This window comes from Kitasatospora sp. NPDC056783, from assembly GCF_042789895.1.
Lineage (GTDB): Bacteria > Actinomycetota > Actinomycetes > Streptomycetales > Streptomycetaceae > Kitasatospora.
Genome location: NZ_JBHUAF010000241.1, coordinates 1 through 12,933, shown reverse-complemented (window position 1 = coordinate 12,933; position 12,933 = coordinate 1). Strand labels below are relative to the sequence as shown.

At 71.4% G+C, this 12,933-nt stretch carries 15 protein-coding genes; 4 read left to right on the top strand and 11 right to left on the bottom strand.

What is annotated here, in order from left to right; translation table 11 throughout:
- Positions 1 to 38: 38 nt before the first annotated feature.
- Both ACFRMQ_RS27665 and ACFRMQ_RS27660 read right to left on the bottom strand, forming a co-directional pair.
- The gene (locus ACFRMQ_RS27665; RefSeq protein WP_380733372.1) at positions 39 to 590 is read right to left on the bottom strand and encodes a hypothetical protein; all 552 of its coding nucleotides are present in this window, start codon (positions 588 to 590) and stop codon (positions 39 to 41) included.
- A gap of 12 nt (positions 591 to 602) precedes the next feature.
- The gene (locus ACFRMQ_RS27660; RefSeq protein WP_380733371.1) at positions 603 to 1,019 is read right to left on the bottom strand and encodes an ATP-binding protein; all 417 of its coding nucleotides are present in this window, start codon (positions 1,017 to 1,019) and stop codon (positions 603 to 605) included.
- 247 nt (positions 1,020 to 1,266) lie between these two features.
- Between ACFRMQ_RS27660 and ACFRMQ_RS27655 the strand changes: the two genes are divergently transcribed.
- The 3 genes from ACFRMQ_RS27655 to ACFRMQ_RS27645 all read left to right on the top strand — a co-directional run bounded on the left by ACFRMQ_RS27655 (position 1,267) and on the right by ACFRMQ_RS27645 (position 3,940).
- Positions 1,267 to 2,565, top strand: a complete 1,299-nt coding sequence (locus ACFRMQ_RS27655) for a helix-turn-helix transcriptional regulator (protein WP_380733370.1) — start codon at positions 1,267 to 1,269, stop codon at positions 2,563 to 2,565.
- Between the two features lie 14 nt (positions 2,566 to 2,579).
- Entirely contained in the window at positions 2,580 to 2,939 is a 360-nt protein-coding gene (locus tag ACFRMQ_RS27650) for a hypothetical protein (RefSeq protein WP_380733369.1), read from the top strand.
- Between the two features lie 170 nt (positions 2,940 to 3,109).
- Positions 3,110 to 3,940 carry a hypothetical protein gene (locus ACFRMQ_RS27645; RefSeq protein WP_380733368.1) on the top strand — a complete coding sequence of 277 codons (831 nt, stop codon included), beginning with the start codon at positions 3,110 to 3,112 and terminating at the stop codon, positions 3,938 to 3,940.
- Between the two features lie 52 nt (positions 3,941 to 3,992).
- On the opposite strand, the gene ACFRMQ_RS27640 is transcribed toward ACFRMQ_RS27645, so the two are convergent.
- Positions 3,993 to 4,622 carry a hypothetical protein gene (locus ACFRMQ_RS27640; RefSeq protein ID WP_380733367.1) on the bottom strand — a complete coding sequence of 210 codons (630 nt, stop codon included), beginning with the start codon at positions 4,620 to 4,622 and terminating at the stop codon, positions 3,993 to 3,995.
- Between ACFRMQ_RS27640 and ACFRMQ_RS27635 the strand changes: the two genes are divergently transcribed.
- Positions 4,615 to 4,857, top strand: coding sequence for a hypothetical protein (locus ACFRMQ_RS27635; RefSeq protein ID WP_380733366.1), 243 nt, complete (start codon positions 4,615 to 4,617; stop codon positions 4,855 to 4,857). The genes ACFRMQ_RS27640 and ACFRMQ_RS27635 overlap by 8 nt on opposite strands.
- A 12-nt stretch (positions 4,858 to 4,869) precedes the next feature.
- Here ACFRMQ_RS27635 and ACFRMQ_RS27630 read toward each other — a convergent pair whose 3' ends face one another.
- The 8 genes from ACFRMQ_RS27630 to ACFRMQ_RS27595 form a co-directional block, all read right to left on the bottom strand.
- A complete protein-coding gene (locus ACFRMQ_RS27630) occupies positions 4,870 to 5,718 on the bottom strand; it encodes a hypothetical protein (protein ID WP_380733365.1) in 849 nt (282 codons plus the stop codon).
- Positions 5,719 to 5,841: 123 nt separating this feature from the next.
- Positions 5,842 to 6,834, bottom strand: a complete 993-nt coding sequence (locus ACFRMQ_RS27625; protein WP_380733364.1) for an enoyl-CoA hydratase-related protein — start codon at positions 6,832 to 6,834, stop codon at positions 5,842 to 5,844.
- Positions 6,831 to 7,964 (bottom strand): cytochrome P450, encoded by a 1,134-nt coding sequence (locus ACFRMQ_RS27620; protein WP_380733373.1) that lies wholly within the window; start codon positions 7,962 to 7,964, stop codon positions 6,831 to 6,833. Before ACFRMQ_RS27620 ends, ACFRMQ_RS27625 begins: the two co-directional genes overlap by 4 nt.
- A gap of 382 nt (positions 7,965 to 8,346) precedes the next feature.
- Positions 8,347 to 9,801 (bottom strand): cytochrome P450, encoded by a 1,455-nt coding sequence (locus ACFRMQ_RS27615; RefSeq protein ID WP_380733363.1) that lies wholly within the window; start codon positions 9,799 to 9,801, stop codon positions 8,347 to 8,349.
- 138 nt (positions 9,802 to 9,939) lie between these two features.
- Complete coding sequence (locus ACFRMQ_RS27610; protein WP_380733362.1) at positions 9,940 to 10,530, bottom strand: ATP/GTP-binding protein; 591 nt, start codon at positions 10,528 to 10,530, stop codon at positions 9,940 to 9,942.
- The gene (locus tag ACFRMQ_RS27605; protein ID WP_380733361.1) at positions 10,505 to 10,879 is read right to left on the bottom strand and encodes a DUF742 domain-containing protein; all 375 of its coding nucleotides are present in this window, start codon (positions 10,877 to 10,879) and stop codon (positions 10,505 to 10,507) included. The genes ACFRMQ_RS27610 and ACFRMQ_RS27605 overlap by 26 nt, the downstream gene beginning before the upstream one ends.
- A complete protein-coding gene (locus ACFRMQ_RS27600) occupies positions 10,876 to 11,277 on the bottom strand; it encodes a roadblock/LC7 domain-containing protein (protein ID WP_380695274.1) in 402 nt (133 codons plus the stop codon). The genes ACFRMQ_RS27605 and ACFRMQ_RS27600 overlap by 4 nt, the downstream gene beginning before the upstream one ends.
- Entirely contained in the window at positions 11,274 to 12,563 is a 1,290-nt protein-coding gene (locus ACFRMQ_RS27595) for an ATP-binding protein (RefSeq protein WP_380733360.1), read from the bottom strand. Before ACFRMQ_RS27595 ends, ACFRMQ_RS27600 begins: the two co-directional genes overlap by 4 nt.
- Positions 12,564 to 12,933 lie beyond the last annotated feature (370 nt).

The following is a 12,933-nucleotide window of genomic DNA, read 5'->3' as shown; positions in this document are numbered from 1 at the left end:
CTCCTGCGCAGGAAGTCGCCAGGGCCGACTTCCTGCGCTTACGGGTGGGTTGCGCGGGTGCGGCAGTGGGTGAGGGCGTAGGTGATGCGGTGGTCGGAGGGGAGGGTGGTGGCGAGGAGTTCGCCGGCGGTGACGAGGGCGGTCCAGTAGCGGGCCGGGTCGCCGGTGCGGGGCATGGGGCGGGCCGCGACGAGGGAGAGGTAGGCGGTGATGAGGTTGCCCGTGGTGAACCAGCGTTGGAGGCCGTGCCGGTGACCGGGCCGGATGCCGCCCATGGCGTCGACGGCGGTCAGGAAATGGGCGACGACGGCCCGTTCGGTGGGAGTGAGGTCCTTGGGGACGTCGAAGATGCCCAGGGCTTCGAGGACTTCGCCGGTGTCGGCCTCGGAGTCCGGGCGCGGGTTGGTGAGCAGCGCGCCGTGGCACTCACCGAGGCGGCGGGCGGTCTCGGCGGGCGGGATGTCGAGGGCGAGGCAGACGGCCTCGGCGCAGGGGAAGGGCGGGTGGCCGAGGCGGGCGAGGAGGGCGTAGGTCGCGGCCGGGGTGGCACCACGGGAGAGGGTGTGTCGGGCGAGGGTGACGAGGTGCACGAGGTTGGCCCTTCAAGCGGTGACGGGGGCGACGAGGACCCAGACGAACTTGCCGATGCCGCAGGGGTGGGAGACGCAGCCCCAGCGTTCGGCGAGTTCGTTGACGAGGTGGAGCCCGCGCCCGTGCTCGTCGTCGGGAGCGGCGCTCCGGAGGGACGGGTGGATGGCGCAGGCATCGTGGACCTCCAGCCGGAGGCGGGAGTTGACGAGCTTGAAGCGGATCTCGATGTGCTGGTCGCCGGTCGCGTCGGGGTGCTGAACGGCGTTGGCGAACAACTCGCCCAGCAGTAGCTCGGCAGTATCGCGATAGCGCTCCCCGGAGGGCAGCCCGGAGAGATAGGCCCGGAGCAAGTACCGGGCCAGGGGCGTGGATTCAGTCCGCGAATCGAGGCGCGCGACGAAGACCCGGGGATGACGAGAAGTGATCACGGAGGCACCTCGAAGGGACGGAGCAGGTGGTCATGAACCTCTCCGATCGAGTCAGCGCTGCCCGCCCGGACGGGGACGAGCAGCTGTGAGGGAACCCGGCCCGGCATGACCCACCTCCAACGGGCCGGGAGTGCGTGGCCGCCCGGGAAGTAGGCCGGGCCAGGGATAGCTACATCCAGTGAACGGTCCGGGAGTTGCCAGAAACCAGAGCAGAAGGTGAGCATTTGTCAGGCATAATCAACGCACTGTGCAGCCTGACCTGGGTCCTTCGATTCGAGCGGGGGCGGCCGTGGCTCCGAGAAGGAAGCGTTTCGCGAAGCGTCGCAAGACGCTGGGCTACAGTCAGGAGGGGTTCGCCAACGAGCTGGGAGTGGCAGTCTCCACGGTGGCCCGCTGGGAGGCCGGCAAGACCGACCCTCAGGGGTACCTGCACCCCAAGATGGCAAAGATCCTCAAGGTCACCCCTGAAGGGCTGGCAGACCTCCTCACGCCAGAGGTGCCAGCCCCTGACCGCTCGACGACCTACGCCACCACCCCACCTCTTGGCGATACTGACGACATGAAGCGCCGCGATGTCCTGAGTCTGCTCGCCGTGACCGGTGCGCTTATTGCCGTGCCAAGTTCCGACAAACCATCGCCCCGGTCCGGAGTGGCTGCGTCCCTGGCAGAAACCGGGCCGGAATTGAACTCGCACCTGTGGAAGGTGTTCAGCCTCTCCGACTCCAAGCAGGCCGTGTACCCGATGGTTCGGCACCAACTGGACCTTCTGGCCAAAGGGTTAGAGGAATGCCAGAGTGATGCCTCGCGGCAACAGCTCTGCGCGCTGGTGGGAGATCTGTATCAGCTCGCTGGTGAGATCTTCTTCGACGCCAATCGGTACACCGACGCGGCACACTGCTACACCCTGGCTGCCAGCGCCAGCAGGGAAGCAGGCGCTTTCGACCTGTGGGCTTGTGCACTGACCCGGCACGCCTTCGTAGAGCTCTACGAGCGTCGATTCGCCGTCGCGGCTCCGATACTGGCAGCGGCCGCTCAAGTCGCTGAAAGAGGAGACCGTCAGCTCTCCACTCGGCACTGGGTGGCGGCGGTCCAGGCAGAGGCACATGCAGGTCTCGGCAACCTTGATGCCACTGTGCGTGCGCTCGACAACGCTGAACAGGTACACGCTCTTGCCGGGCAGCTACACAATGGCGGCTGGCTTCGATTCGATGGTTCCCGCCTCGCCGAGGAGCGCGGAACCTGCTATCTCTCACTCGGCCGCCCAGATCTGGCAGAGCAAGCACTGACGGCCGCACTCTCACAGCAGCTCTCTCTACGCCGCAGGGGAGCGGTGCTCGCGGAGTTGGCAGCCCTGGGTGCTGAACGCCACGATCTTGACCAGGCGAGTCACTACACTCGCGCTGCTTTGCAGCTGGCGGGCCAAACCGGCTCGGGCTACATCGGCAGGAAGCTGGAAGGTGTCAAAAACCGCCTCGTCCCGCTCCTGGCCGATGGTCGAGCTTCAGCACTGCACCAGCAGATCTCGGCGCTTGACAGCGCCGCCTGACGAAGGAGCAATTCATGTCGCCTGACGGGCGGATCTTCCGCGAAGCGTGGATCGCGGGCGTGTCGACGCACTATCCGGGCGAGCCGAAGGCCGGCTATGTCGCCCCGTGGGAGGACACCCCCGAGTGGGAGCGCGAGTGTGCCGCCGCCGTCTTCGGCCAGGTCCGCGACTTCATCAGTGTGAGCGGCGGCAATACGTCCAAGCTCACCAGGGAGCAGAAAGGCCGCTTCGTCGCGACGTGTTGGATCGCCCAGATCCACAAGCACATCGAGAATCCGAAGCCGGGCTACGTTGCCGACTGGGCGGATCTGCCGCCGTGGCAGCAGGAGACCGATGCGGACATCTTTGAAGCGATCGAACGCGCCCATCCTTGAGCACCACGCCGAAGGCGGGGGCGTACTTGGTGCGGGGGCCTGAGCTTCACGCGCGAAGGGTTCGCACTCTTCGTAGTCGGTGTGCTACTTTCCGCATCATCAACAGAACATAGACGACCCCGGCGGTGGTGGAACACCCCGGGGTCCGGCACCGGGAGCAGAACCTCCAGATGCAGATTCATCGTAGCGCGCACACGCGCGCGTTCACCGTCCTTCCCAACGGCCTGTTGCAGGACCGCCGGCTCAGTTACACCGCTCGCGGGCTGCTCGGCGACCTCCTCTCCCGCCCGGACGGCTGGCGGGAGGACGGGCGGCAGATGGCGGACAGCAGTCCGCAGGGGCGGGGCGCCGTCCGGCGGGCCCTCAAGGAGCTGAAGGATGCCGGGTACTACCGGGTCGACAAGGTCCGGATGCCCGACGGGACGGTCCGGTCCGAGGCCCACGTCTTCGACGTCCCGCACCCCCGACCGGCTGTCCCCCGCCCGGACTCCGGTGGGCGAGGGGCCGGCGGCGCTGTCGCCCCTCCCGTAAAGGACCCGGGGCAAGAACCCACCCTCCCGGATGAACGGACGCGGGCGGCCGTGGCCACCCTGTTCCGGGTGATCCGCCCCGAACCCCGGCTGCGCCTCGGCGAGGCCGAGGCGCGGGCGCTGGCGCCGCTCGTCCTGGAGTGGCTGGAACGGGGAAGCGGCGAGGCCGAGTTGGCCCAGGCCCTGCTCCCCGGTCTGCCGCAGCCGATGCACTCCCCGGCGGCGATCCTCCGGGACCGGCTGCGGCGCAAGCTGCCGCCGGAACGCCCGGAGACCCCGCCCGCCTCCTACGCCGAGTGCGGCCGCTGCCACGATCCGGTGCCCCGGCCGGGCGTCTGCCGCGCCTGTGCGGGCCTGGGCACGAGAACCGTCGCCGTCGGCGCCGGAGCCCGGGCCACCCCTGGAGGCGTGGCCCGCGCCCGCGCGGCCCTGCGCGGGCCCGGACCACTCGGCGCGGCGCTCGGCGGCTGACCACCGGGGCAACGGCGTTCAGGAACGTGCCCGACCCCGACTCGTCAGCGCGTCAGGCGCACTTGATGTCGCGGTTCACCACGGCCATCCCGGCGACCTTGTCGCCGTCCACGGTGAACTCGTACTGCCAGCCCTGCTGTCCCTCGACCGGCATCACGTACTTGCCGCTCTTGGCCAGTTGGAGGCCCTTGGCGCCGTAGGCCTGCTGGAGCGCCTCCAGGGTGGTGCCGGCGCCGATGCCCTCGGCCGTCTTCGCCTCCGCCGGGGCGACCAGCTCGCGCAGGCCGGTGGCGGCGAAGGAGACCCGGCCGGTGGCCAGGAACGCCTTGTCCTTGGCCTCGCGGGCCACCCACATGTCCGCGATGGACTGGGTGGCGTCCGCCATCAGCTTGGCGGTGGCGGCCGAGTCCTTGGCCCCGGCGGCCGCGCCTGCGGCAGCCGCCGCCGCGTCCTTGGCGGAGGCGTTCGGCGGCAGGGTGCCCGCCGGGGCGGGCGTCTTGCCCTCGGCCGCGTCGGCCTTGGCGTTCAGGTCCTTGTAGCGGGCCTCGGTGGCCGCCTCGGCGGTCATCCGGGTCTGGTCCGGCGCCGGGCCGCCCTTGTAGACGAAGTCCGTGCAGCCGTCGAGCAGTGAGACCGGCACGCTCTCCAGCGCGCCGGTGGCCAGCCCGGCGTCCTTGGCCATCCCGGGCTTCAGGCCCCGGTACCCGGCCGCCGCGAAGGCCTCCGGGCCCTTCGACGCGGCGGCCGACGCGCTCGCCGAGGCCGGCGCCGACCCGGGCGCCGACGCCGGCGCACCGGTGGCGGCGGACGAACCGGACGTGCCGGACGAGCACGCCGCCGCTCCGGCGGCGAGCAGCACCACCGAGACGCCGATGCCCGCCGTGCGCATCGACCCGCGCTTCATCTTCATGCCATGACCCCCGAAATCCTCAGGAACAGTAGGTGTTGTGCTTGACGAGGGCGAGCCCGGCGACCTTGCCGTCGACCATGGTGAACTCGTAGAACCAGTCCGGCCCGCCGCCCTCGGCCGGGAGTTCGTACATGCCGCCCCTGATCGACTTGAGCTCCTTGCCCTCGAAGGCGCGCCTGAGCTCCTCCTCGGTGGAGCCGGCCCCGACGCCTTCGGCGGTGCGGGCGCCCGCCGGGGCCACCACTTCGCGCAGGCCTTCGGTGCCGAAGTTGACCCGGCCGGTGGCCAGGAAGGTCTGGTCGTGGTTCTTGCCGGCAGTCACGATGGCGTCCGTCTCCTTCACCAGCGCCTCGAACTCCTTGGCGCTCGCGGCCTCCTGGTTGAGCTGCTCCTGAGCCCGCTTGTTGTGCTCCAGCAGCTCCTGGAGCGAGGCCCCGGGAGCCAGGGTCTCGACCGGCTTCCGGTTCGCCCTGATCTCGCGCATCCTGGCCATCGCCTTGTCGGCCTTGTCGCCGGCCTCCTTCTCGGCGGCCATCCGGACCGGGTCCGGCGCCGGGCCACCCTTGTACGCGTAGTCGGTGCAGCCGTTGAGCAGCGAGACCGGCGCGCTCTCCAGGGCTCCGGAGGCGAGCGCCTCGTCCTTGGTCATCGAGAGCGTCAGCCCCCGGTAGCCGCCGGTGCCGAACGGCTGCGGCGGCGTACTGGCCGCGGCCTTCGCTCCGGCCTTCCGGTCGTCGGCTCCACCGTTCCCGCCGTTCCCGCCGCCCTCGCAGGCGGCCGCTCCGGCCACGACCAGAGCCGTCGTCAGGACGGCCCCCACCATGCGCGCGCCACGCGCCGTCCCCATCATCCGCACAGTCCCCACCATGATTTTCCCCATCATCGATCGCACACAGTAGCGAACGTGCGAGCACGATCCACAATCGTTTTCCACACGCGCGGAAGGGCCCGAGTCCGAGGAGGACACGGGCCCTTCGCGGGCGGGCTTGGCTCAGTGCGCGGGAGGCCGGGCCGCAAGGCTACGGGTGTAGTGGGCGGCCGCGAGCACCGAGGCCATCAGCTCGGAGTCGAGCACGGATGCGTCGGCCATCCGGTTCGCCGCCGCGTGGGAGGCGAGCAGCGTCTTGGTGACCCGCAGCGCGGCCTCGGGGCGGCGCGCGATCGGCCTGGTCCACTCGGCCACCGCGGCGTCCAGCTCCTGCTCGGGGACGACGCGCTGGAGGACGGCGAGTTCACGCGCCTCGACCGCGCCGACCGGACGGCCGGTGAGGATGATCTCCCGGACCCGGGCGGCGCCGACCTCGTTGATCAGCCGGGGCAGCAGACCGCCCCAGGCCACGGGCAGACCGAGAGTCAGCTCGGGCAGCCGGAAGACGGCGTTGTCGGCGCCGGCCCGCAGGTCGCAGGCGAGCGCCAGGGCGAAGCCGGCGCCGGTCGCCCGGCCCTGGACCCGGGCGACGGTCACGGCGCGGCTGGTGGTGAGGGCCTCGCAGACCTTGCGGGCCTTGTCCCCGTACCTCCGTATGCCGCCGCCGGTCGGGTCCTCGTCGAGGCCCGCGGCGAGTTCCTCGCGGTCGCCGCCGAGGCAGAAGTCCCGGCCGGCCCCGGACAGCACGATCACCCGCACGGTCGGGTCGGGTTCGGCGAGGACGGCGAGGAGTTCGTCCAGCATGGCCGTGGTGACGGCGTTCCCGGTGCCCGGGCTGTCCAGCTCGACGTGGAGCACCGGGCCGCGCTGCTCGGCGCGGATCGTCCGGGCCACAGCGGGCCGGGGAGCGAGCCCGGGAGCGGGCTCGGGGGCCACAGCGGGCTCGGGAGCGGGCCCGGAGGCCACAACGGGCCCGGGAGCGGCCTCGGGCTGGGTGTACCAGCCGCCGGGCGGCGTCGGGTGCGTCAGGTACGGCGGCTGCATCGCGGACCCGGTCGGCAGCACGGGCGGCATCGCGGACGCGGGGTACTGGGAGCCCTGAGGCGAGACGTTCATGCGGCCACTCTCAGGGACGTCACCCGGTGGAAGACCATCCGGGGTGCGTACTCGGGCAGGCCCGCCGCCCGCAGGGTCGGGAAGCGCTCCAGCAGCTGCCCCAGCAGGGCGCGCGCCTCCATCCTGGCCAGGCCCGCACCCAGGCAGTAGTGGGCGCCGCCGCCGAAGGTGAGGTGGTTGCCCCGGCGGAGCATGTCGAAGGTGTGCGGGTCCGGGTTGCGGCGGGGATCGCGGTTGGCGGCGCCGTACATCACGTGGACCATCGTGTCCTTGGGCAGGAACGTTCCGGCCAGCACGGTGTCCTCGCTCGCCACGCGGCTGTTGACGCGGATCGGCGGGTCGTAGCGCAGCGCCTCCTCGATCGCGTCGTCGATGTGCTCCGGGTGCTCCCGCAGCCACTCCCACCTGCCGGGCGAGCCGAGCAGCAGCCACACCAGCGAGGAGAGCAGCGTCGCCGTGGTCTCCAGCGAGGCGATGGTGACGAACATGGTGAGCTGGTAGACGACCCGGTCGGTGGCCTCGCGGTCGGACTCCAGCGCGTCCCAGGTGCGGATCCAGCGGGCGATCAGGTCGTCGCCGTCCTGGTCGCGGCGCTCCCGGACCAGGCGGGTGAAGTACTCGCGCAGGTCCATGGTGGCCTGCTCCGAGATCGCCAGCTGGCTCTTGGTGGGCAGCAGTTCCTGGGCGTGCACCTGGTTGTGGGTCATCGTCAGGATGTGCGGGTAGTCCTCCGGCGCGATGGACAGCCAGCGCCCGACGGTGTTGATCGGCAGCTGCTCGCTGACCACGGTGGCGAGGTCCGCCTCGCCGTCCGCCTGTATTCGCTCGGACAGCCGGTCGAGCAGCTCGGTGACGTCGGCCTCGATCCGCGGCCCCATCTCCCGGAGGGTGTTGCGGTCGAAGAGGTTCCCGAGGCTGCGCCGCTGCCGGGTGTGCTCGGGGGCGTTGAGCCTGGACAGGGTGCCGCTCATCTCCTGGGTGGCGACGGCCTCCCAGCGCTCCGTCCGGGTCTGCCGCGCCTGCCAGGCGAAGTCCGGGACGAGCCAGTTCCGGCCGCGCAGGACCTGGTCGCACGCGTCGTACCCGGTGACCAGGTACCCGCCCCAGGGCGCCGGGACGAGGTCGCCCAGTGCCCGCAGCCCGTCGTAGACCGGACGCGGATCGGCGAGCCCCTCGGCCGATCGCAGCCTCCGCAGCAGCGGAACCGCGGCTCGGCGGTCGACGCCTCCGTCGGGGATCTCCGGGTCCGCGGGGCGGGCTTCCAACATGGCGGTCACACGGGGCTCCTTGCGCGCGGGCGGTCAGTACGGCGGCGACCTACCCAGCAACAGCGCGCTCAAGCGTCGATCGGTGTTGCTCCCGTCACGTACCGCACCCAAAACGGAACCCGTTCACCGCTTTCCGGCAGAACGGAACCGGACGGTGCGTCGGATACCGACGACCCGCCCGGTCCGGGCCCGCAGCCCGCACCTGGCAGCCCGCCCCGGACCACGGGGACGGGCCGCGGTGCGCTCAGAGTCGGAAGACGTCCAGGAAGGAGCTCCACCACCCCTTCTTCTGCGGATGCTGCGGGTGCTGCGGGTGCTGCGGGTGCTGCGGGTGCTGCGGCGAGTGCTGCGGAGCCCGGGCGGCCGCGGAGGCGCCCCCCTGCGGGTACGCCTGGGCCTGCTCGGCGCCGCCCTGCGGCCAGCCGGACGCCCCGCCCGGGGCGGGGTCCGCGCTCACGGCCGGCGCCACGGTGCGGGCGGGCGCCGGGCTGAACCGCACCGGCAGCGCGACCAGACCGCGCTGGAACGGCCCCGGCCGCCATTCCGCGCGCTCCGCCGGCACCGCGAGGGTGATGTCCGGGAGCGCGTTGAGCAGGCACTCGATCGCGCTCAGGGCGATCAGCTGCGCCGGGGACTTGGCCGGGCAGGCGTGCGGGCCCGCGCCCCAGGCCAGGTGGGCCCCCTTGCTGAGGGTCAGCCGGGCGTCGGTCAGCGCCGGGTCGCTGTTGGCGGCGGCGAAGCTGATCACCACCGGGCTGCCCGCGTCCATCGGGACGCCGCCCACGTTGAGGTCCTGCATCGGGTAGTGCGTCGCGTAGTTGGCGATCGGCGGGTTGTTCCAGAGCACGTCGTCGAGGGCGTCCTCGATCCGCAGTCCGGAGCCGCCCTCGCCGGACAGCAGGAGGAGCAGCGCGTTGCCGATCAGGTTGCGCTCGGGCTCGACACCGGCGCCCATCAGCATGACCAGCTGGTCCTTGAGTTCCTCGTCCCGCAGCCCGGCCGGGTGCTGGATGAGCCAGGAGGTGATGTCGTCGCCCGGCTGGCGGCGCTTGAGCGCGACCAGGTCCATCAGACAGGAGGTCAGCTCCTCGTTGGCCTGGATCACGTCGAGGCCGTCGAAGAGCGCGGACATGCTGCGCGTCAGCCGGTCGCCGATGTCGGCCGGGCAGCCGAACAGCTGGTTGAACAGCAGCAGCGGCAGCAGCTTGGCGTAGTCGTTGATCAGGTCGGCCCGGCCCAGCGGGCTGAACTGGTCGATCAGGTAGCCGGCGATCCGCTCGACGTGCCGGTTGAGCCGGTTGTCGTTGAGCCGCTCCAGGCTCTCGGTGACGGCCTTGCGCAGCCGCAGGTGCTCGGCGCCGTCCGTGAAGAGGCAGTTGGGCCGGTAGAACATCATCGGCAGGACGGGGCTGTCCATCGGCACCCGCCCCTCGTTCAGCGCCGCCCAGCGCCGCGAGTCCCGGGCGAACATCCCCGGGTTCTGCAGCACCCTCAGCGCGGCCTCGTGCGAGGTGACCAGGGTGGCGTCCACGCCCGGGGCCAGCTCCACCGGCGCGGCGGGACCGTTGGCCCGCAGCTTGTCGTAGACCGCGCCGGGGTCGGCGGAGAACAGGTCTCCGTAGAGCGGTGTGCTCACGCCGGCGTGCATCGGGCAGCCCGGCGGAGACGACTGGGAGACGGATCGCTGCGGAGATTCCATGGGTCGTTCCTTGGAGGTGGCCCCGGGCGGATGCGGACCCCGGGAGACGTGAGGGGAGGGAGGCGTGGGGGAGGTCGGGTGGCCCCGAGGTCAGGTGGCCCCGAGGTCGGGAGGCCCCGAGGTCAGGAGGCCCCGAGGTCAGGAGGCCCTGGCGAGCAGGTGCCGGACGAGCGTCAGCAGGGCGTTGGCCGAGGAGCGCTGGTCCCGCGCGTCGCAGAACACCACCGGCGTGTGCGGCAGCAGGTCGAGCGCCTCGCGCAGCTGGTCCTCGGAGTAGTCGCTCTGCCGGTCGAAGCTGTTGACCGCCACCGCGTAGTCCAGGCCGTACTGCTCGATCAGGTCGATGACGGGGAAGGTGTCCGCGAGGCGGGTCGGGTCGGCCAGCAGCAGCGCGCCCAGCGCCCCCCGCGCCATGTCCTCCCAGAGCTGCATGAACCGCTGCTGGCCCGGCGTGCCGAACAGGTACAGCACCAGGTCGTCGCCGAGCGTCAGCCGGCCGAAGTCCAGGGCGACGGTCGTGGTCTTCTTGTCCGGTACGCCGTGGAGGTCGTCGACGCTGACGGACGCCTGCGTCATGCTCTCCTCGGTGCTCAGCGGGGCGATCTCCGACAGCGCCCGGATGAGCGTGGTCTTGCCGACCGCGAAGTGCCCCACGACGAGGATCTTGACGGCGGTCGTCACCGCGCCCGGGACGTAGATGTCCTCAGGCGAACCGTCGTTGAAGTCCATGCAGTACCTTCTCTAGAAGTCTCGGATCCGGGGCCTGGGCCGGGGGCGGGGCCGACCGGCTCAGCAGCCGCCCCTCGTGGATCAGGTCCGTCAGCAGCAGCCTCACGACTCCCACCGGCAGTTCCAGCCGCGCCGCGACCTCGGCCACCGAGAGGTAGCCGCCGGAGCACAGCTGCCAGATCGCCTGGGTCTCCGGGCTCGCCAGGGCGGGGAGGTCCTGGTCGGGGCCGATGGTGACCAGGGTGATCAGAGACAGGGCCTCCGCACTCGGCAAGGCGCGGCCGCCGGTGATGACGTACGAGCGGATGAAGCCGCCGGTGACCCGCTGTTCCTCGCCGCCCGTCGTCATGAGCCGCTGAGCGTGCTCTGGCGCGGCGCCGCCGACATCGCCCGTCCGAGCGCGCCCACCTGCTGCTGCATCCGGAAGGACATCGCTTCCATGTCGACGTCGGGGGCGGTGGAGGCGGCCAGGTACGCGCCGCTGCCGGCCGCGATCAGGAAGATCCAGCCGTGGTCGTACTCCAGGAGGGTCTGGCGCCAGGTGCCGCCCGCGCCTCCGACGAACGGGGCGACCGCGCGGCTCAGCGACTGCATCGAGCTCATCGCGGCCGCGTTGGTCTCCGCCTCGTCGCGGCCTATCCCGCTGGAGCGTTCGAGCAGGAGGCCGTCGGCGGAGACGAGGATGGCATGCCGGGCGCCGGGTACCTGGAGTACGTCGTTGAGCACCCAGGAAAGGTCGCGGCTCACTGGATCTCGGTTCCTTCCGTGGTCATGGTGTTGCGCCCGGACAGCGTGCCGCGCTGGAACGCCCCGAGGCGGGACGGCGTGTTCTGGCCGAGGCCTCGCACCGGTTCCGCGGCCCGGGCCGGGTCCTGCGGGGAGGGGACGACCGACACCGGGCGCTGGCGGCGCCGCCGGGGCAGCTGTCCGTCCGAGGTCAGTTCCGGCTCCGCCGGCACCGGGGCCAGGGCCGGCCCCGGCTCGGGCAGCGACACGAGCCGCTGGCCGGGGGCCTGTGTCCAGGCCTGGGCGGGCTGTTGGGCGGGGTTCTGCGGCCAGGCCTGCGCGGGCTGCTCGGCCGGCGCGACCTGGTAGTCGGTGTGCTCGGCGGCCGGCGGGGCGGCGACCTCGCTGCTGAGCAGTTCGGCCGGCAGCAGCACCACGGCACGCACGCCCCCGTACGGGGAGACCGAGTCGACGGAGACCCGGAAGCCGTAGCGGGCGGCCAGCATGCCGGAGACGGCGAAGCCGAACTTCGGGGGGTTGCCCAGGTTGGTGAGGCTGATCGGCGCGCCCGGGTTCAGGAGCGCCGCCGCGCGGTCCTTCTCCTCCTGGCCCATGCCGAGGCCGGCGTCGTCGATGATCAGGCAGACGCCGGTGGGGACGGCCTGGACGCTGACCTCCACCGGGGTGTCCGGGGCGGAGTAGTTGGTCGCGTTGGCGAGGAGTTCGGACAGGACGACGGCGACCGGCTCGACGACCTTGCTGGCGAGCGAGACGCTGACCCGGGAGTGGATCCGCACCCGGTCGAAGTGCCGGATCCGGCCCTGGGCGCTGCGGACCACGTCGAAGACCGAGGCGACGCTCTCCCGGCGGCCCAGCCAGCCGCCGCAGAGCACCGCGATGCCCTGGGCTCGCCGGCCGAACTGGCTGTTGGTGTGGTCGATCGTCATCAGGTCGGCGAGGATCTGCGGGCTGTCGCCGTACTTGCGCTGCACCCGGTCGATGACGATCTGCTGTTCGTCGGCCAGGCCCTGCAGCGTCCGCATCGCCGCCTTGAGGACGGCCTTGGTGTCCTCCTCGGCGTCCCGGCGGACGTCCGTCAGCTCGGACGCGTGCTGGCCCCGCAGGTGCTCGTGCAGCGCGGCGAGCTCGTCGCGCTGCCGCTGGGCGAGGGCGCTCGCCTCCTCGAGGGAATCGTTTCGCCGCCGCAGGGCGAGGTTCGTCCTGCGGGCTTGGAGGGCCGCTCCGACGGCTACGAGCATCACCACGATGAAGACCCAGAAAAAGGGTTCCTGCACAAATGACGTCATGAAACTCTCTTCAGGTGGCATCGCGTGGAGCCGGTCCGGGCCCCGAAACGCGAATGGGACTGGCGGCCTGAACCTCCCCGAAAGGCACCTGATGCCATTACGCATCGGGGTGCGCTCCGGTACGAGACCTGCGGCGACGCCTATCGCGGAGTCAGCCTACTGCAACTCCCGACATGTCAGAACAGCCGTCAAAAAGGGCAGTTGGGGCGAAATTCCACGACCCGCAGGCGATCCTGGTGAGGAATGGCGAAGCTCGTGACGCGACGTTGACCACAGGTTCACACCCTGGACACACGCGCATCGGGACACAGCGTGACCGCGCCGCGCCCGCCCCCGCGCGCGAAAACGGCGGGCCCGCGTCCGAGTGGAC